The sequence below is a fragment of the Pantoea sp. App145 genome, from assembly GCF_047947045.1.
In the GTDB taxonomy this organism is placed as follows: domain Bacteria; phylum Pseudomonadota; class Gammaproteobacteria; order Enterobacterales; family Enterobacteriaceae; genus Pantoea.
The window spans coordinates 2,975,930-2,995,125 of record NZ_CP133290.1; the positions used below are offsets into that span (position 1 = coordinate 2,975,930).

Annotated in this window: 14 protein-coding genes; 11 read left to right on the forward strand and 3 right to left on the reverse strand. The window is 53.8% G+C overall.

What is annotated here, in order from left to right:
• Positions 1-196: 196 nt before the first annotated feature.
• The 4 genes from metB to RCF31_RS13625 all read left to right on the forward strand — a co-directional run bounded on the left by metB (position 197) and on the right by RCF31_RS13625 (position 6,608).
• A complete protein-coding gene (gene metB / locus RCF31_RS13610) occupies positions 197-1,357 on the forward strand; it encodes a cystathionine gamma-synthase (RefSeq protein WP_084877855.1) in 1,161 nt (386 codons plus the stop codon).
• A 2-nt stretch (positions 1,358-1,359) separates the two neighbouring features.
• Complete coding sequence (locus tag RCF31_RS13615) at positions 1,360-3,795, forward strand: bifunctional aspartate kinase/homoserine dehydrogenase II (protein WP_416411173.1); 2,436 nt, start codon at positions 1,360-1,362, stop codon at positions 3,793-3,795.
• A 219-nt stretch (positions 3,796-4,014) separates the two neighbouring features.
• Positions 4,015-4,911, forward strand: coding sequence for a methylenetetrahydrofolate reductase (gene metF, locus RCF31_RS13620; RefSeq protein WP_416411174.1), 897 nt, complete (start codon positions 4,015-4,017; stop codon positions 4,909-4,911).
• 587 nt (positions 4,912-5,498) lie between these two features.
• Positions 5,499-6,608, forward strand: a complete 1,110-nt coding sequence (locus RCF31_RS13625; protein ID WP_416411175.1) for a YdcF family protein — start codon at positions 5,499-5,501, stop codon at positions 6,606-6,608.
• A gap of 101 nt (positions 6,609-6,709) precedes the next feature.
• Here the strand turns inward: RCF31_RS13625 and ppc are convergent, their stop codons facing one another.
• Positions 6,710-9,361 (reverse strand): phosphoenolpyruvate carboxylase, encoded by a 2,652-nt coding sequence (ppc, locus tag RCF31_RS13630; RefSeq protein ID WP_416411176.1) that lies wholly within the window; start codon positions 9,359-9,361, stop codon positions 6,710-6,712.
• A 244-nt stretch (positions 9,362-9,605) separates the two neighbouring features.
• Positions 9,606-10,754 (reverse strand): acetylornithine deacetylase, encoded by a 1,149-nt coding sequence (gene argE / locus RCF31_RS13635; protein ID WP_299448458.1) that lies wholly within the window; start codon positions 10,752-10,754, stop codon positions 9,606-9,608.
• 168 nt (positions 10,755-10,922) lie between these two features.
• On the opposite strand from argE, the gene argC reads away from it, so the two are divergent.
• From argC to oxyR, 5 genes are all read left to right on the forward strand, one after another.
• Complete coding sequence (gene argC, locus RCF31_RS13640) at positions 10,923-11,927, forward strand: N-acetyl-gamma-glutamyl-phosphate reductase (protein ID WP_299448456.1); 1,005 nt, start codon at positions 10,923-10,925, stop codon at positions 11,925-11,927.
• An 18-nt stretch (positions 11,928-11,945) separates the two neighbouring features.
• Positions 11,946-12,722 carry an acetylglutamate kinase gene (gene argB / locus RCF31_RS13645; RefSeq protein ID WP_084877838.1) on the forward strand — a complete coding sequence of 259 codons (777 nt, stop codon included), beginning with the start codon at positions 11,946-11,948 and terminating at the stop codon, positions 12,720-12,722.
• A 24-nt stretch (positions 12,723-12,746) separates the two neighbouring features.
• Positions 12,747-13,964: an argininosuccinate synthase gene (locus RCF31_RS13650; protein WP_084877836.1), complete on the forward strand. Its 1,218-nt coding sequence runs from the start codon at positions 12,747-12,749 to the stop codon at positions 13,962-13,964.
• Between the two features lie 73 nt (positions 13,965-14,037).
• A complete protein-coding gene (argH, locus tag RCF31_RS13655) occupies positions 14,038-15,411 on the forward strand; it encodes an argininosuccinate lyase (protein ID WP_416411177.1) in 1,374 nt (457 codons plus the stop codon).
• Positions 15,412-15,672: 261 nt separating this feature from the next.
• A complete protein-coding gene (gene oxyR / locus RCF31_RS13660) occupies positions 15,673-16,590 on the forward strand; it encodes a DNA-binding transcriptional regulator OxyR (protein WP_084877830.1) in 918 nt (305 codons plus the stop codon).
• Here the strand turns inward: oxyR and sthA are convergent.
• The gene (gene sthA, locus RCF31_RS13665; RefSeq protein ID WP_084877828.1) at positions 16,573-17,973 is read right to left on the reverse strand and encodes a Si-specific NAD(P)(+) transhydrogenase; all 1,401 of its coding nucleotides are present in this window, start codon (positions 17,971-17,973) and stop codon (positions 16,573-16,575) included. The genes oxyR and sthA overlap by 18 nt on opposite strands.
• A 193-nt stretch (positions 17,974-18,166) precedes the next feature.
• Here sthA and fabR point away from each other — a divergent pair, with 193 nt between their 5' ends.
• Both fabR and RCF31_RS13675 read left to right on the forward strand, forming a co-directional pair.
• Positions 18,167-18,811, forward strand: a complete 645-nt coding sequence (gene fabR, locus RCF31_RS13670; protein ID WP_013510972.1) for an HTH-type transcriptional repressor FabR — start codon at positions 18,167-18,169, stop codon at positions 18,809-18,811.
• Positions 18,812-18,829: 18 nt separating this feature from the next.
• Entirely contained in the window at positions 18,830-19,186 is a 357-nt protein-coding gene (locus tag RCF31_RS13675) for a YijD family membrane protein (protein WP_013510971.1), read from the forward strand.
• Positions 19,187-19,196 lie beyond the last annotated feature (10 nt).

Below are 19,196 nucleotides of genomic sequence, written 5' to 3' on the forward strand. Positions count from 1 at the left end.
AGGTTTTATGCTTAAACATCACTTTCCTGAAGAAAGCGCGTTTTGAACACCAGGCGATGACGCGTAATTTTAGCGGGTATTGATGCTTTGCTCAATCTATACGCAAAGACATTTAGATGTCCAGATGTATTGACGTCCATTCTTGGAATGCTATCCTGTGGCCTCTTCTTTTTACTCTTCAGGAACAGTAAGCACCATGACGCGTAAACAGGCAACCATCGCAGTGCGCAGCGGTTTGAATGATGACGAGCAATATGGCTGCGTTGTCCCACCGATTCACCTCTCCAGCACCTATAACTTTCTCGACTTCAATGAGCCTCGCGCGCACGACTACTCTCGTCGCGGTAACCCTACGCGTGATGTGGTGCAGCGTGCGCTGGCCGAACTGGAAGGTGGCGCAGGCGCGGTATTAACCAATACCGGCATGTCCGCGATTCATCTGGTGACCACGGTGTTCCTGAAACCGGGCGATTTGCTGGTGGCTCCGCATGACTGCTACGGCGGCAGCTATCGTCTGTTCGACAGCCTGAGCAAACGCGGCGCGTACCGGGTGAAATTTGTCGATCAGGGTGATAAAGCGGCATTGCAGGCTGCACTGGCGGAGAAACCGAAACTGGTACTGGTCGAAAGCCCGAGCAATCCTTTATTACGCGTGGTGGATATTGCCGCGATTTGCCAGGCCGCGCGTGAGGCCGGTGCTATCAGTGTGGTGGATAACACCTTCCTCAGCCCGGCGCTGCAAAACCCGCTGGCGCTGGGCGCTGATCTGGTGCTGCACTCCTGCACCAAATACCTCAATGGTCACTCCGATGTGGTAGCGGGTGTGGTAATTGCGAAAGATCCGGCACTGGTGACCGAGCTGGCCTGGTGGGCCAATAATATCGGCGTGACCGGTGCCGCTTTTGATAGTTACCTGCTGCTGCGTGGCCTGCGTACCCTGGCACCGCGTATGGCGGCGGCACAGCGTAATGCACTGGCGATTGTTGATTACCTAAAGCAACAACCGCTGGTAAAAAAACTGTATCATCCCTCCCTGCCGGAAAATGCCGGTCACGAGTATGCGGTACGTCAACAGCGCGGTTTTGGTGCCATGTTAAGTTTCGAGCTGGACGCCGACGAAAACCGGTTGCGCCGTTTTCTGAAAGCGTTACAGCTGTTTACGCTGGCGGAGTCGCTGGGCGGTGTTGAAAGCCTGATTTCGCATACCGCCACCATGACGCATGCCGGTATGTCTGCCGAAGCGCGCGCAGCAGCGGGAATTTCTGAAACGTTGCTCCGCATTTCTGTCGGAATTGAAGATCACGAAGATTTAATCGCCGATCTGGATAATGCATTCAGGATCGCAGCCGAGGGGTAACCATGACGATTTCAGCAGGCGCGGGAACGCCGACCAGTAAGCAGTTGCACAAATTTGGTGGCAGTAGCCTGGCCGATGCGCGTTGCTATCAGCGCGTAGCCACTATTATGGCGGATTACAGCCAGCCGGGCGATATGATGGTGGTCTCTGCCGCAGGCAGTACCACTAACCAGCTGATTAGCTGGCTCAAGCTGAGCCAAAGTGATCGGTTGTCTGCGCATCAGGTGCAACAGGCGTTACGGCGTTACCACAGTGAGCTGATCGCTGCGCTGCTGCCTGCTGAAACCGCAGAAACCCTCACCACCACCTTTATCCGCGATCTGGAAAAACTGGCAGCGCTGCTGGATGGCACCATTACCGATGCGGTTTACGCCGAAGTGGTCGGGCATGGCGAAATCTGGTCGGCGCGGCTGATGGCGGCGGTGCTGAGCCAGCGTGATATTGAAGCGGTCTGGCTCGATGCACGCGATTTCCTGCGCGCCGAACGCGCTGCGCAGCCACAGGTTGATGAAGGAAAATCCTGGCCGTTGTTGCAGGCGCTGTTGACGCAGCATCCGCATAAGCGCCTGGTGGTGACCGGATTTATCAGCCGTAACGAGGCGGGTGAAACCGTTTTGCTGGGCCGTAACGGTTCGGACTATTCGGCCACACAGATTGGCGCGCTGGCCGGTGTCGGGCGCGTGACCATCTGGAGTGACGTTGCCGGGGTTTACAGTGCGGATCCGCGCAAAGTTTCCGATGCCTGTCTGCTGCCGTTACTGCGTCTGGATGAAGCCAGCGAGCTGGCTCGTCTTGCGGCGCCGGTGCTGCATACCCGCACTCTGCAACCGGTGTCGAACAGCGATATCGACCTGCAACTACGCTGCAGTTATCAGCCGGAACAGGGGTCTACGCGTATTGAGCGCGTACTGGCTTCGGGCACCGGAGCGCGTATTGTCACCAGCCACGATGATGTCTGCCTGATTGAGATTCAAATCCCTGACAACCACGACTTCGCCATTCTGAACAAAGAGATTGACCTGCTGCTCAAGCGCGCGCAGTTGCGGCCGCTGGCAGTGGGGACGCACCCGGATCGCCAGCTTTTGCAGCTGTGCTACACCTCAGAAGTCGTGAATAGCGCCTTTAACCTGTTGCAGGACGCCGCATTGCCGGGTCATCTGCAACTGCGTGATGGTTTAGCACTGGTGGCGTTGGTGGGGGCGGGTGTGACGCGCAACCCATTACACAGTCACCGTTTCTGGCAGCAAATTAAAGACCAGCCGGTCGAGTTTGTCTGGCAGTCAGATGAACATATCAGCATCGTGGCGGTGCTGCGTGTCGGTCCGACCCAGCATTTGATTCAGGGGCTGCATCAGTCACTGTTTCGTGCAGAAAAGCGTATTGGCCTGATGCTGTTCGGTAAAGGCAACATCGGTTCACGCTGGCTGGAGCTGTTTGCACGCGAGCAGGAGATATTGTCGGCGCGTACCGGGTTTGAGTTCGTGCTGGCAGGTGTGGCAGACAGCCGCCGTAGCCTGCTGAGCTATGACGGGCTTGAGGCGAGTCGGGCACTGGCGTTCTTTGATGATGAAGCCGAGGAGCGCGATGAAGAGTCGCTGTTCCTGTGGATGCGTGCGCACCCGTTTGATGATTTGGTGGTGCTGGATGTCACCGCCAGCGAGCCGCTGGCGCAGCAGTATCTGGATTTCGCCAGCCACGGTTTTCACGTTATCAGCGCCAACAAGGTTGCCGGTGCATCGAATAGCCAGAGCTGGCGACAGATCCGCGATGCCTTTGCCAAAACCGGTCGCCATTGGTTATATAACGCCACCGTGGGTGCGGGCCTGCCGGTAAACCATACGGTGCGTGATTTGCGTGAGAGTGGGGATGCGATTCTGGCCATCAGCGGTATTTTCTCGGGCACGCTCTCCTGGCTGTTCCTGCAATTTGATGGCACCGTGCCCTTCACCGAATTGGTGGATCAGGCGTGGCAGCAGGGGCTGACGGAGCCCGATCCGCGCGTTGACCTTTCGGGCCTGGACGTGATGCGCAAGCTGGTGATTCTGGCGCGTGAAGCGGGTTACAACATCGAGCCGGATCAGGTGCGGGTGGAGTCGCTGGTGCCCGCCAGCTGTGAAGGTGAATCGATCGATCACTTCTTTGAGAACGCGGACGAACTGAATGATCAGATGCTCCAGCGTCTGGAAGCGGCACAGGAGATGGGGCTGGTACTGCGTTATGTGGCGCGCTTCGATGCCAATGGCAAAGCACGTGTAGGGGTTGAAGCGGTGCGCCCTGAGCATCCGCTGGCGGCGCTGCTGCCGTGTGACAACGTGTTTGCTATCGAAAGCCGCTGGTATCGCGACAACCCGCTGGTGATTCGTGGACCAGGTGCCGGACGTGACGTCACCGCCGGGGCCATTCAGTCGGATATCAACCGCCTCGCGCAACTGCTGTAATTTGCCTTCCTCCAGCAGACGACTCCCTGTCGTCTGCTTTATTCATTTTCCCCGCTTCGATCATGAAACTCTTTCATGTTGGTTGAATTTTTGTCACGCCTGTTTATTAATTTTCAGTTGACGCAACGCTGCGGATCGTTCATTTTGTGCATCTGGACGTCTAAACGTATGGATGTTCGCAGGCCGCAAATAATCGATGTGTGAAGATGAGGTAACAGGATGAGTTTCTTTCATGCCAATCAGCGCGAAGCGCTGAATCAAAGCCTGGCTGAGTTGAACGGGCAAATTAATGTCTCCTTTGAGTTTTTCCCGCCACGAACCAGCGAAATGGAAGAAACCCTGTGGAACTCTATCGACCGCCTCAGCAGCCTGAAGCCGAAATTTGTCTCGGTCACCTATGGCGCGAATTCCGGTGAGCGTGACCGTACCCATAGCATCATCAAAGGCATTAAAGAGCGTACCGGCCTGGAAGCAGCTCCACATCTGACCTGCATTGATGCGACCCGCGATGAACTGCGCGCTATCGCTCGCGATTACTGGGATAGTGGCATTCGTCATATTGTGGCGCTGCGTGGCGATTTACCGCCGGGTGCGGGCAAGCCGGAGATGTATGGTTCTGACCTGGTTGAGCTGCTGAAAGAAGTGGGCGATTTTGATATCTCCGTGGCGGCTTACCCGGAAGTCCACCCGGAAGCCAAAAGCGCGCAGGCAGACCTGATCAACCTGAAGCGTAAGATTGATGCCGGTGCTAACCGCGCCATTACCCAGTTCTTCTTTGATGTCGAAAGCTACCTGCGCTTCCGCGATCGCTGTGTGGCGACCGGTATTGATGTGGAAATCGTGCCGGGGATTCTGCCGGTGTCTAACTTCAAACAGTTGCAGCGCTTTGCCACCATGACCAACGTGCGTGTTCCCGGCTGGATGAATGCAATGTTTGCTGGTCTGGATGATGATCCGGAAACCCGCAAGATGGTGGGTGCCAATATCGCGATGGATATGGTGAAGATTCTGTCGCGGGAAGGGGTGAAAGATTTTCACTTCTATACGCTGAACCGTGCCGAAATGAGTTACGCGATTTGTCATACGCTTGGTGTGCGTCCGGGTATTGCAGTCTGATATAACATATTGTATGAAAGAAAGGGCTACGGCCCTTTTTTTATACGGATAAAATCCGTTATCCACCTTTTATCATTGATGACGGACTGATGAAAAATCAGGTGAATACTTATTTTATTAAGATAATCGCCCCTGCGCCTCACGTAATTACTCTTCAGAAACATTCTTAATCTCTCATTAAAAAATAAGCCATAAAATTCATCTGACATAATTCATTTGATGATTAATTTATGATTTCATTTTTATCCCCATTCATTGTTGAAAATCGAACGCTTATTGTACAAGGGTGGTTAATTAAAAATCAGGAGGCGATAGCCTGGAAATAAATGGCGATAGCAGTGTTGATTATAAATTATTAAAAATAAATGATAATTGTTAGTGAGGGCTTAATTTTGACTTTGACCAGAATTCCAACTTGCACTTGTGTACCAAACCTATACCTTAACGACATTGATCATACTAAAAGCCAGTCAATATTTATTAAAAACATTAATCAGAGGAAAAATACGTCAATCACGATAGAGTCAAATATAAAAATAACCAAACAGAGAAATAAAACCCCACCTCAGACCCCCAAAGAACACCGGATGCAGCAATTTCCAGGTTATTTCCTGATATCTAGTGGCAAAGAGCTGTATCACACAGTTAACGGCGGAATGCATATTGCTGATTTACAGACTGCAAAAACCATGAATAACCTCATCCAGGAAGGAAGACATCTTCAGGATTTTCCAGTTGAAAATAAAGCGATTTCTGATGAGATTAATAAAATAAAAGATCTCTTAATGCAGGTCGCTGACGATGAGCTGCGCACGTTGACCCAACCTCTCTCGTTACAGATAACTAACAACAATGTCAGCCTGAATACATCACAGGAGATGTCTGAAAAACAATGGCTGGAGCAGCATGACAAACCGGGGAATTACCTGGTGTTAAACGGTAATAATGATGAAACCTATGTCTCTTTTATCGCTCAGCGGGTTAAAAATAGCGCACATCTGAAAATTATCACCAGTGGTTTTGGTGGGCATGGCACAACTGATCGCCATACTATCTCTACTAATCAAACTGAAGCGGACAGGTTCAAAGATATTCTGATGAGCAATGGCGTTGCTGAGGAAAAAATACTCGTTGATCCCTGGTCCACTAACAGTGGTCAGAATGCCATCAACGTGGCGGGGATTCTGAATGATCAAATTCAGGCTGAAGATAAAGTGACAATTATTATCGCCGGAACACCGGCAGCGGTTTTTCGTCAGACTTATACGTATGCAAAGCAACTGGATATCGCAGCAGATAGTTATCAAATCGAGTCATTCCCCTTTAGCGAAAAAGGTGCATATATCACCCTACCTGATAAATTGGCTATTTTACGCGAGTTCTCGACCACACTGCATTATCTTATGAATACCGATTATTTGCCTGCTGATGCACAGCTCTATCCTGACTCGTTCTTTGATAGCGCGGTAGATACTATCCAGACAATGGCAAAAGGATTAAAGAAAAAAGATACAGAGGTGGTTGAAAAGTATCAAAGCGTCATTGATGCCATGGAGTCCATATCTGCGGAGATGATTTCTCGCCTGAAAAACAATAATCACACCACGCAAGATAAAAATAATATCAGGATGGTAGACCAGTTTTTCCGTGGGTTGTTTAACCCGCTGGAGATGACGTTTACAAGGGGGAGTGTATAAAAATTAACGCGTTGAAATAAAAACGATATTCAAATGTCATGCGCGGCGAGCGTTTTGCAACACTCGCCGCGCATTTTTTGTCCTCAACAGGACATGAGGACTTAACCGGTATTACGCATACCCGCCGCAACACCGGCGATGGTGACCATCAGCGCCTGTTCCACGCGCGCATCCGGTTCGTCACCGCGTTCTTCCTGCGCGCGTGAACGGTGCAGTAGTTCCGCCTGCAGCACGTTAAGCGGGTCAGTGTAGACGTTACGCAGGGCGATGGATTCAGCAATCCACGGCTGATCCGCCATCAGATGCGCATCGTTAGCGATAGTCAGCACCGCTTTGATATCCGCATCCAGCTGGTCGCGCAGCTGCTGGCCCAGCGGCCACAGGGATTTGTCGACCAGGCGCTGATCGTAGTATTCCGCCAGCCACAGGTCCGCTTTCGAGAACACCATCTCCAGCATGCCGAGACGGGTAGAGAAGAATGGCCAGTCGCGGCACATCGTCTCCAGCTGATCCTGGTGGCCTTGTTCCATCGCTTTCTGAATCGCGGCACCTGCACCCAGCCAGGCGGGCAGCATCAAACGGTTCTGCGTCCAGGCAAAAATCCATGGGATAGCACGCAGTGATTCCACACCACCGCTGGCACGGCGTTTCGCCGGACGTGAGCCGAGCGGCAGTTTACCCAGTTCCTGCTCCGGCGTAGCTGAGCGGAAATAGGGCACGAAATCCGGATTTTCACGCACATAGCCGCGGTACATCGCACAGGAGTGGGCCGACAGACCGTCCATAATGTCGCACCATTCGCTTTTCGGCTCCGGTGGCGGCATCAGGTTGGCTTCGAGAATCGCCCCGGTGTACAACGACAGGCTGGCAATTGTCACTTCCGGCAGGCCGTATTTGAAGCGAATCATCTCACCCTGCTCGGTGACGCGCAGGCCGCCTTTCAGGCTACCCGGTGGCTGTGACAGCAACGCTGCGTGCGCCGGTGCACCGCCACGCCCGATGGAGCCGCCACGTCCGTGGAACAGCGTCAGGGCGATACCGGCTTTCTCACAGGTCTTGATCAGGGCATCCTGCGCCTGGTACTGCGCCCAGCTGGCAGCCATCACGCCGGCATCTTTCGCTGAGTCAGAATAGCCAATCATCACCATCTGCTTGCCCTGAATAAAGCCGCGATACCAGTCGATGCTCAGTAGCTGGCTCATCACGTCATCAGCGTTATTCAGGTCATCAAGGGTTTCGAACAGCGGGGCCACCGGCATCGCGTAAGAAATCCCGGCTTCTTTCAGCAGCAGATGCACTGCGAGCACGTCCGACGGGGTTTTCGCCATCGAAATCACGTAAGCGGCAATTGAGCCTTGTGGCACTTCGGCAGCGACCTTGCAGGTATCCAGCACTTCGCGGGTGTTATCGCTTGGCTCCCACTGGCGTGGCAGCAGGGGACGTTTTGAATTCAGTTCGCGGATCAGGAATGCCTGCTTATCGGCTTCTGACCAGCTTTCATAATCACCGAGGCCGAGATAGCGTGTCACCTCAGCAATGGCTTCCGTATGGCGGGTGCTCTCCTGACGCAGGTCGATACGTACCAGCGGCACACCAAAACATTTCACGCGGCGCAGCGTATCCAGCAGCTGTCCATTGGCAATGATGCCCATGTCGCACTGTTGCAGTGACTGATAGATGGCATACAGCGGCTGCCACAGTTGATCGTTGGAAACCAGTAAATCGGCCGGACGCGGCAGGCGCTCGCCCTTCAGACGGCGCTCCAGGTAGGCTTGTGTGGACATCAGCTGGCTGCGGATGCGCTTCAGAATAACGCGGTACGGCTCCAGCGCTTCCGGGTCGCCACACAGTTCACGCACTTCGTCACTGCATTCGGACATCGACAGCTCAGAAATCAGCACGCCGACATCGCGCAGGAACAGGTCGGCGGCTTTCCAGCGGCCCAGTTGCATCGCCTGACGCGTGATGCTGGCGGTGACGTTCGGGTTGCCATCGCGGTCGCCGCCCATCCAGGAAGTAAATTGCACCGGGACAAAATCCACCGGCAGCTGCATACCAAAGGTTTCTTCCACCTGCTCATTCAGCTCACGCAGAAACGCCGGTACGCCTTCCCACAGGCTATTTTCCACCACGGCAAAGCCCCATTTGGCTTCATCGACCGGGGTCGGACGGTATTTACGGATTTCGTCAGTGTGCCAGGCCTGAGCAACCAGCTGGCGCAGACGGCGCATCACCTGGTTGTACTCATACTCGGTGATATCGCTGTGGTCGAGTTGTTGCAGGCAGCTGTTCACTTCAACCAGTTTATGGATCAGTGTACGGCGGGTAATTTCGGTCGGGTGCGCAGTGAGTACCAGCTCCAGCGAGAGCGATTCAATGGCGGCACGGATATCGCTTTCGTTGAGGTCTTTCTGCTGTTTCAGGCGATCAAAGGTGGTTTTCAGTAGCTCAGGGTGATTAGCACCCTCGCCGCTGCGGGCAATGGTCTGATACTGTTCAGCCACGTTAGTTAGATTCAGGAACTGACTAAATGCGCGAGCCACTGGCAAGAGCTCGTCATTGGAGAGGTTTTGCAGTGTGGACAGCAGTTCCTTACGATGAGTGTCATTTCCTGCACGAGATGACTTAGAGAGCTTGCGGATGGTCTCCACCCGATCGAGGATGTTCTCTCCCAGTGCATCCTTTATCGTATCCCCGAGCAGTTTGCCTAGCATACTGACATTACTTCGCATTGCGGAATATTGTTCGTTCATGTGACCCTGACACCCTTATCGTCTTTTTAATCTATATACCCAACGGGCATAACTTCGTCTTTTATCTAGCCACGTATCGCTCTGTTCGTCAATTGCCTTAAACTGACGAAATTTCGCTGCTAAATGATGGAAATTCAAAGAATTTAACGAGAGTGAAGCGAGATAAGTTATTCTTATTATCAAATCCCGAACATTGACGGGGCATTTTGCTGATTAAACAGTGAAATGCCCCGTCGATTGTTCATCAGTGACAAAAATGATGCACAACCTGCGTGATAAGCGCATGGGTCGGTTTAATAAATGCCGTATCAATAAATTCATCCGGCTGATGAGCCTGGTTGATGGAACCTGGGCCTAACACCAGGGTTGGGCACAATTGCTGAATAAACGGCGCTTCGGTGCAATAGTTCACCACTTCGGTTGGTGTGCCCAGCAATTTCTCCACCACTTTCACCAGCTCATGATCCACCGGACATTCATAACCCGGAATCGGCGGATGCAGCTCACCCACGGTCAGACGGCCTGGCCAGCGTTCGCTCACCGGGGCCAGCGCTTCATTCAGCAGACCATCCAGATCGCTCAGGGTCAGGCCCGGCAGCGGACGAATATCCATATGCAGTTCACAGCAGGCGCAAATGCGGTTGGCGGCATCGCCACCATGAATATGACCGAAGTTCATGGTTGGGTAGGGGATGGCAAAACCATCATGGTTATAACGCGTTTTCAGCGTATTACGCAGCTGCATCAGCTGGGTGATGGATTCATGCATCAATTCAATCGCGTTCACACCGCGTGATGGGTCACTGGAGTGGCCCGATTGCCCCTGAATACGAATCACATTCGAGAGATGACCTTTGTGCGCGCGCACCGGCTTCAGTGACGTCGGTTCGCCGATGATGGCGCAATCCGGACGCAGCTGGGTGGATTCAGCAAAATACTTCGCGCCTGCCATGGTGGTTTCTTCATCGGCGGTCGCAAGAATGTAGAGCGGTTTGCTCAGTTTGGTCACGTCAACGTCACGCAGTGCATCCAGAATAAAGGCAAAGAAGCCTTTCATGTCTGCGGTGCCTAAACCGTACAACTTGTTGTCGTGCTCAGTCAGGGTAAAAGGATCACGCGTCCAGCGGCCATCATCGAACGGAACGGTATCGGTGTGACCCGCCAGTAACAAGCCACCCGCGCCCGATCCCGTCTTCGCCAGCAGGTTAAATTTATGCCGCGTACCCGGTACCGGTTGCACCTCGGTACTGAAACCAAGATCGCGAAACCAGCCTGCCAGCAAATTGATTAAAGTTTCATTGCTCTGATCGAGTGCGGCGTCAGTGGCACTGATCGACGGTGTGGCAATCAGCTGGCGGTAGAGTTCGATAAAAGGTGGTAATTTTGTCTTCACTGTTGACGGTCCTTGGGTTAGGATGTATCAATATTCATGCATTAATAGTGAATAAAAATACATTAACGTCGTCTGCATGTGAACAGTAAATTTTCTGCAAACGGCATCGTGGGCAACGGGGCAAGGCCGCGACCCGGAACGTGTGACTGTAATAAGGTATACAGCCTGATGTTGAATACGCTGATCGTTGGTGCCAGTGGTTATGCTGGCGTAGAGCTTGCCACCTACCTGAATCGCCATCCGCATATGAACATAACCGCTTTAGCGGTTTCAGCGCAAAGCCCGGATGCCGGAAAATTACTGTCCGATCTGCATCCTCAGCTGAAAGGGATTATCGACCTGCCGTTGCAGCCGCTGAGTGATGCGGCTGAATGGGCGGATAAAGTCGATGTGGTTTTCCTCGCCACGGCGCATGAAGTCAGCCACGATCTGGCACCGGAATTCCTGAAAGCGGGTTGCGTGGTCTTCGATCTCTCCGGTGCGTTCCGCGTTAACGACGATGCTTTCTACACCCAATATTACGGTTTCACCCATCAGCACGGCGACTGGCTGGATAAAGCGGTTTACGGCCTGGCTGAATGGCAGCACGAAAAAATTAAAGAAGCACAGCTGGTGGCGGTGCCGGGCTGCTATCCGACCGCCTCACAGCTGGCGCTGAAACCATTGGTGGAAGCAGGCCTGCTCAATGAAGCGCAGTGGCCAGTGATCAATGCCACCAGTGGCGTGAGCGGTGCCGGACGCAAAGCCAGCGTCACCACCAGCTTCTGCGAAGTCAGCCTGCAACCGTATGGCATCTTCAATCATCGTCATCATCCGGAAATAGTTGCCCACCTCGGCACGCCGGTGATCTTTACGCCGCATCTGGGCAATTTTCCGCGCGGCATTCTCGCCACCATTACCTGCCGCCTGAAGCCTGGCGTGAGTGAACAGGATGTGGCGGAAGCCTTCCACAACGCCTACCATGACAAACCGCTGGTGCGTCTCTATAAGAAAGGTGTTCCGGCGTTGAAAGGCGTGGTCGGCCTGCCATTCTGCGATATCGGTTTTGCCGTGCAGGGTGAGCACCTGATTGTGGTTGCCGCTGAAGACAACCTGCTGAAAGGTGCCTCTTCCCAGGCGGTGCAGTGTCTGAATATCCGTTTCGGCTTCCCCGAAACGCTGTCTCTGATTTAACGGGCGAGTAAGTAAACCATGACCAATCCTCTGATTATTAAACTGGGTGGCGTCCTGCTGGACAGCGAAGAAGCGCTGGCCCGTCTGTTTGATGCACTGCTGGCGTACCGCACCGAATATCAGCGTCCGCTGATCATCGTGCATGGCGGCGGCTGCCTGGTGGATGAGCTGATGAAGAAGCTCGCACTACCGGTGAAAAAGAAGAACGGTTTGCGCGTGACGCCAGCCGATCAGATTGACATTATTACCGGTGCCCTGGCAGGCACGGCCAACAAAACTCTGCTGGCCTGGGCGAAGAAATATGGCATCAATGCAGTAGGTTTATGCCTGGGTGATGCTGGCCTGGTCAATGTTGCGCAGTTCGACGAAGAACTGGGCCATGTGGGTAACGCGACGCCAGGTAACCCGATGCTGGTCAATACGCTGCTGGGTGCAGGCTATATGCCGGTGATCAGCTCTATCGGTATCACCGACGCGGGTGAACTGATGAACGTCAACGCGGACCAGGCGGCGACCGCGCTGGCAGCAACCATTGGTGCGGATTTGGTACTGTTGTCTGACGTCAGCGGCATTCTGGATGGCAAAGGTCAGCGCATTGCGGAAATGACCGCAGCAAAAGCCGAGCAGCTGATTGCTCAGGGCATCATTACCGATGGCATGATCGTTAAAGTTAACGCAGCGCTGGATGCGGCACGTACCCTGGGTCGCCCGGTGGATATTGCCAGCTGGCGTCATGCTGAACAGCTGCCAACCCTTTTCAACGGCGTGTCGATTGGCACCCGGATTCTCGCTTAACGACACTGATTCAAGGATTACGAAATGCAAACGCAAGGCATCAAAAAAATTGTTCTGGCTTACTCCGGCGGCCTTGATACGTCTGCCATCATTCCATGGCTGAAAGAGAATTACGGCGGCTGTGAAGTGGTAGCCTTCGTGGCGAATATCGGTCAGGACCCTGCCGATCTGGATGGCGTTGAGAAGAAAGCACTGCAATCAGGTGCCTCTGAGTGCCACGTGGTTGACCTGCGTGAAGAGTTCATCAGTGAATATGTTTACCCGGTACTGCAGACCGGTGCGCTGTACGAAGGCACCTACCTGCTGGGTACTTCCATGGCGCGTCCGATTATCGCTAAAGCACAGGTTGAGCTGGCGCTGAAAGTGGGTGCCGATGCCCTGTGCCACGGTGCGACCGGTAAAGGTAACGACCAGGTGCGTTTTGAAACCACCTATACCGCGCTGGCACCGCAGCTGAAAGTGGTGGCTCCATGGCGTGAATGGAACCTGCGTTCACGTGAAGCGCTGCTCGACTACCTGAAAGAGCGCAACATCCCGACCACCGCGTCGCTGGAAAAAATCTACAGCCGTGACGAGAACGCATGGCACATCTCCACCGAAGGTGGCGTGCTGGAAAGCCCGTGGAACGCACCGAACAAAGATTGCTGGGTGTGGACCGTCGATCCGCTGGAAGCGCCGGATCAGCCGGAAAACGTCACCGTGACCGTAGAAAAAGGTCGCGTGGTGGCGGTGAATGGCGAGAAGCTCAGCCCGTTCGCCTGTCTGGAAAAACTGAATGTGCTGGGTGCGAAGCACGGCGTAGGCCGTATCGACATCGTGGAAAACCGTCTGGTAGGGATCAAATCCCGTGGTTGCTATGAAACCCCAGGAGGCACCATCATGGTCAACGCCCTGCGTGCGGTTGAGCAGCTGGTTCTGGACCGTGACAGCTTCAAATGGCGTGAGCAGCTGGGTCAGGAAATGTCATACGTGGTGTATGACGGTCGCTGGTTTGCGCCGCTGCGTCAGTCTATCCAGGCAGCTGCCGAGTCGCTGGCGGAGCTGGTTAACGGCGAAGTGGTACTGCAGCTGTACAAAGGTCAGGCTACCGCAATTCAGAAGAAATCCGCTAACAGCCTGTACTCGGAAGAGTTTGCGACCTTCGGCGAAGACGAAGTGTACGATCACCGTCACGCGGGCGGCTTTATCCGTCTGTTCTCGCTCTCTTCACGCATCCGTGCGCTGAACGAGCAGAAAAAGTAATTCCGCGCGAACGACACATTCACAAGGGCGGCTTCGGGCCGCCCTTTGTTTAACAGCATTCAGGAGTATTCAGATGGCACTTTGGGGTGGACGCTTTACCCAGGCAGCAGACCAACGGTTCAAACAATTCAATGACTCGCTGCGTTTCGACTATCGCCTGGCGGAGCAGGACATCATCGGTTCTGTCGCCTGGTCAAAAGCGCTGGTCACGGTCAATGTCCTGAGCAGCGACGAACAGCAGCAGCTGGAAGCGGCGTTACAGGCGCTGCTGGCCGAAGTGCGCGCCAATCCGCAGCAGATTCTGCAGAGTGATGCCGAAGACATCCACAGCTGGGTGGAAGGCAAACTGATTGATAAAGTCGGGGCGCTGGGTAAAAAGCTGCATACTGGCCGTAGCCGTAATGACCAGGTCGCGACTGATTTGAAACTGTGGTGCAAAGAGCAGGTTGCGGTGCTGCTGGACGCAACGCGTGAGCTGCAAAAAGCGCTGGTAGTAACGGCAGAGGCGAATCAGGATGCGGTGATGCCGGGCTATACCCACCTGCAACGCGCCCAGCCGGTAACTTTTGCCCACTGGTGCCTTGCCTATGTCGAAATGCTGGCGCGTGATGAAAGCCGTTTACAGGACACCCTGAAGCGTCTTGACGTCAGCCCGCTGGGCTGCGGCGCCCTGGCCGGTACTGCTTACGAAATCGATCGTCAGCAGCTGGCAGGTTGGTTAGGTTTTGCTTCTGCCACCCGCAACAGCCTCGATACCGTTTCTGACCGCGACCATGTGCTGGAGCTGCTGTCTGATGCATCCATCGGTATGGTGCATTTGTCGCGCTTTGCTGAAGACATGATTTTCTTCAACACCGGCGAAGCGGGTTTTGTGGAGCTGTCGGACAAAGTGACTTCCGGTTCTTCACTGATGCCGCAGAAGAAAAACCCGGATGCGCTGGAACTGATTCGCGGCAAATGTGGCCGTGTGCAGGGCGCGCTGACTGGCATGATGATGACGCTGAAAGGCCTGCCGCTGGCCTACAACAAAGATATGCAGGAAGACAAAGAAGGCCTGTTCGATGCACTCGACACCTGGCTGGACTGCTTGCATATGTCGGTGCTGGTGCTGGACGGTATTCAGGTAAAACGTCCGCGTTGCCAGGAGGCGGCGGAGCAGGGCTATGCGAACTCCACCGAGCTGGCGGATTATCTGGTCGCTAAAGGCGTGCCCTTCCGTGAAGCGCACCATATCGTTGGTGAAGCGGTGGTAGAAGCGATTACACAGGGCGTGGCGCTGGAAGCGTTAAGCCTGGCGCAACTGAAGCAGTTTAGTGCGGTGATTGAAGAGGATGTTTATCCGATTCTGTCGCTGCAATCCTGCCTGGATAAGCGTAACGCCCGTGGTGGCGTGGCACCACAGCAGGTGGCGCTGGCGATTCAGGAAGCGCAGCAACGCCTGAGCTAAGGTAAAAAAAAGCGGGCTATGGATAGCCCGCCAACCTCTAGCTTCGGAATTTCATTATTTTATAGGCACATCATCAAAGAGCAGGCACTCCGGCCAACTCAGTGATTTATCAGACTGATTGCAGGTGTTGCTCCGTCTTCTCAGCCTTTTTTCATCATTGCTTCAGATGGCACGTATTATTCCTGTCAGTGGCTTGATAGGGCTAATCGTTCATTGCTATTCTATCTATCGCCACGGGCTATCGTGGTTCGGAGGATATCAATGAACATTCGTGATCTGGAGTATCTGGTTTCGCTTGCGGAGCACCGTCACTTCCGCCGTGCAGCGGATGCCTGCCATGTCAGCCAGCCTACGCTGAGCGGACAAATTCGTAAGCTGGAAGATGAACTGGGCGTCATGTTGCTGGAGCGCACCAGCCGTAAGGTATTGTTTACCCAGGCTGGGCTGTTGCTGGTGGATCAGGCGCGCACCGTGCTGCGTGAAGTAAAGGTGCTGAAGGAGATGGCCAGCCAGCAGGGCGAAACTATGTCCGGGCCGTTGCACATTGGGCTTATCCCCACCACTGGGCCTTATCTGTTGCCGCAAATCATCCCGATGCTGCATCAGACTTTTCCCAAGCTTGAAATGTATCTGCACGAAGCGCAGACGCAGCAGCTATTGTCACAACTCGATAGCGGCAAACTCGACTGTGCAATTCTGGCGCTGGTAAAAGAGAGCGAAGCCTTTATCGAGGTGCCGCTGTTTGACGAGCCGATGAAACTGGCGATCTATGAGGATCACCCGTGGCACGATCGCGATCGTGTACCCATGTCGGATCTGGCCGGTGAAAAGCTGCTGATGCTGGAAGATGGTCACTGCCTGCGCGATCAGGCGATGGGTTTCTGCTTTGAAGCAGGCGCTGATGAAGACACCCATTTCCGTGCTACCAGCCTGGAAACGCTGCGCAATATGGTCGCTGCCGGAAGTGGCATCACGTTATTGCCTGCACTGGCGGTGCCGAACGAGCGCGTGCGTGATGGCGTATGTTATCTGCCGTGTTATAAGCCAGTGCCGCAGCGCACCATCGCGCTGGTCTATCGTCCCGGCTCGCCTCTGCGCAGCCGCTATGAGCAGCTGGCAGAAGCGATCAAAACCCACATGCAGAGCTATCTCGATAACACGTTAAAACAGGCGGTTTAAGCCATTTAACGCGGCAACGCGATAGGCTTCGGCCATCGTGGGATAGTTAAAGGTGGTATTCACGAAGTATTCAATCGTGTTACCGCCATTTTTCTGCTCCATGATGGCCTGCCCGATATGAATGATTTCCGCCGCACGTTCACCAAAGCAATGAATGCCGAGAATTTCTTTGGTTTCACGGTGAAACAGGATCTTCAGGCTACCGACATTCATCCCGACAATCTGCGCACGCGCCAGGTGTTTAAACTGCGCACGTCCCACCTCATACGGCACTTTCATGGCGGTCAGCTGCTGTTCTGTTTTCCCAACTGAACTGATTTCCGGAATGGTGTAAATCCCGGTGGGGATATCTTCGATCAGATGTGCGGTGGCTTCGCCTTTGATAATAGCCTGAGCAGCGATGCGCCCCTGATCATAGGCAGCTGAAGCCAGGCTCGGATAACCGATCACGTCACCGACCGCATAAATATGCGGCTGTGCCGTCTGGTACATGCTGTTGACCTTCAGCAGACCACGACCATCTGCCTCCAGACCGACATTTTCCAGCGCCAGTGAATCGGTATTACCGGTACGGCCGTTGGCGTACAGCAGGCAATCTGCTTTCACCTTCTTACCGGATTTGAGGTGAATGATGACGCCATCGTCCACGCCTTCAATCTTCTCAAACTCTTCGTTGTGACGAATCACCACGCCGCTGTTCCAGAAGTGATAAGACAGCGAATCCGACATCTCCTGGTCGAGAAACGCCAGCAGACGATCGCGGGTGTTGATCAGGTCAACCTTCACGTTCAAGCCACGGAAAATGGAGGCATATTCACAGCCGATCACCCCGGCACCATAGATAATGACGTGGCCCGGTTCATGGTGCAGATTGAGGATCGAATCGGAGTCATAAATACGTGGATGGGTGAAATCGACATCATTCGGATGATAAGGGCGCGATCCGCAGGCAATGACAAACTTTTCTGCGGTTAAGCGTTCGCGGGTGCCATCCGGTTGTTCCACTTCGATGGTGTTGGCATCAACAAAATGCGCATCGCCCTGATAGAGCTCACACCGGTTACGCTCGTAAAAACCCTGCCGCATCGACGTTTGCTGGCTGATGACGTTTTCGGTGTGGTTAAGGATATCTGCAAAGGAGGAGCGCAGAAGTCGGGTGTGGTCACTATAAAGGGGATTTTGATTGAACTCGATAATACGGCTGACAGCATGACGCAACGCTTTGGAAGGGATGGTGCCCCAGTGAGTACAACCGCCGCCGATGTTATGGTAGCGTTCGATCACTGCGATGCGCGCTCCCTGCTTCACCAGCCCCATGGCCGCACCTTCACCGCCCGGACCGGAGCCAATCACAATGGCATCGTAATCGTAAGACTTTTGCATACCAGTACGTCCTATGTTTCTATACATTTTTACAACGAGATTCTAACATCTCGCCGCGCACTTCTGAATTCTAACAGCGATTTTTGCCTGATTTTGACAAAGCGTGAGGTTCACAGGCGTTCACAAACTTTGCGGCACTGGCGGCGGCAAAGTTTGTTATAGTGCCTGCCTGATTACTCACAGGGCAGAGAGAATGGGCGTCAGAGCGCAACAAAAAGAACGTACAAGGCGTTCTTTGATTGAAGCCGCCTTCAGTCAGTTAAGTGCAGAACGGAGTTTCGCCAGCCTGAGCCTGAGAGAGGTCGCTCGCGAAGCTGGCATTGCGCCCACCTCGTTTTACCGTCATTTCCGGGATGTGGATGAACTGGGTCTTACCATGGTTGACGAAAGTGGCCTGATGTTGCGTCAGCTGATGCGTCAGGCACGCCAGCGTATTGCCAAGGGCGGCAGCATTATTAAGACCTCCGTCGCAACTTTTATGGAATTTATCGGGAACAATCCCAACGCTTTTCGTCTCTTACTACGCGAGCGTTCCGGAACCTCTGCTGCGTTTCGTGCTGCAGTTGCGCGTGAAATTCAACACTTCATTGCCGAACTGGCGGATTACCTGGAGCTGGAGAACCGCATGCCGCGCAGCTTTACCGAAGCGCAGGCGGAAGCGATGGTCACCATCGTGTTCAGTGCCGGTGCAGAAGCGCTGGATGTGGATATTGAGCAACGCCGCAAGCTGGAAGACCGTCTGGTGCTGCAGCTGCGTATGATTGCCAAAGGTGCGTATTACTGGTATCGCCGGGAGCAGGAGCGCCTGGCGGTAACACTGGAAAAACCCGAAGAGTAATGTGATAAGGATAATGAAATGATTGAGCAAAACCCCCGCGATAAAGGAACGCTTTTACTGGCTTTTATCACCGGTTTAGCCATCAACGGCTCCTTTTCGGTGCTGTTCAGTGCGTTTGTGCCGTTTTCGATTTTCCCGCTGATCGCCCTGGGTTTGGCGGCCTGGTGTCTGCATCAGCGTTACCTGAACCGCAATATGCCGGAAGGTATGCCATCGCTGGCCGCAGCGTTTTTTCTGCTGGGGATTCTGGTTTACAGCGCACTGGTTCGCGCCGAGTATCCGGACATCGGCTCCAACTTTATTCCTACCATCCTGATGGTAGCGCTGGTGTTCTGGATTGCGACACGCTTTAAGCGACCGAAGAACAAGAATTAAAAAAAACGGG

Bases quoted from the DNA above. Each gene is read 5' to 3' on its own strand.
- metF (WP_416411174.1), top strand. From the start codon at position 4,015: ATGAGTTTCTTTCATGCCAATCAGCGCGAAGCGCTGAATCAAAGCCTG.
- RCF31_RS13615 (WP_416411173.1), top strand. From the start codon at position 1,360: ATGACGATTTCAGCAGGCGCGGGAACGCCGACCAGTAAGCAGTTGCAC.
- oxyR (WP_084877830.1), top strand. From the start codon at position 15,673: ATGAACATTCGTGATCTGGAGTATCTGGTTTCGCTTGCGGAGCACCGT.
- argB (WP_084877838.1), top strand. From the start codon at position 11,946: ATGACCAATCCTCTGATTATTAAACTGGGTGGCGTCCTGCTGGACAGC.
- ppc (WP_416411176.1), bottom strand. From the start codon at position 9,361: ATGAACGAACAATATTCCGCAATGCGAAGTAATGTCAGTATGCTAGGC.
- fabR (WP_013510972.1), top strand. From the start codon at position 18,167: ATGGGCGTCAGAGCGCAACAAAAAGAACGTACAAGGCGTTCTTTGATT.
- argH (WP_416411177.1), top strand. From the start codon at position 14,038: ATGGCACTTTGGGGTGGACGCTTTACCCAGGCAGCAGACCAACGGTTC.
- metB (WP_084877855.1), top strand. From the start codon at position 197: ATGACGCGTAAACAGGCAACCATCGCAGTGCGCAGCGGTTTGAATGAT.
- RCF31_RS13675 (WP_013510971.1), top strand. From the start codon at position 18,830: ATGATTGAGCAAAACCCCCGCGATAAAGGAACGCTTTTACTGGCTTTT.
- sthA (WP_084877828.1), bottom strand. From the start codon at position 17,973: ATGCAAAAGTCTTACGATTACGATGCCATTGTGATTGGCTCCGGTCCG.
- RCF31_RS13650 (WP_084877836.1), top strand. From the start codon at position 12,747: ATGCAAACGCAAGGCATCAAAAAAATTGTTCTGGCTTACTCCGGCGGC.
- argC (WP_299448456.1), top strand. From the start codon at position 10,923: ATGTTGAATACGCTGATCGTTGGTGCCAGTGGTTATGCTGGCGTAGAG.
- RCF31_RS13625 (WP_416411175.1), top strand. From the start codon at position 5,499: ATGCAGCAATTTCCAGGTTATTTCCTGATATCTAGTGGCAAAGAGCTG.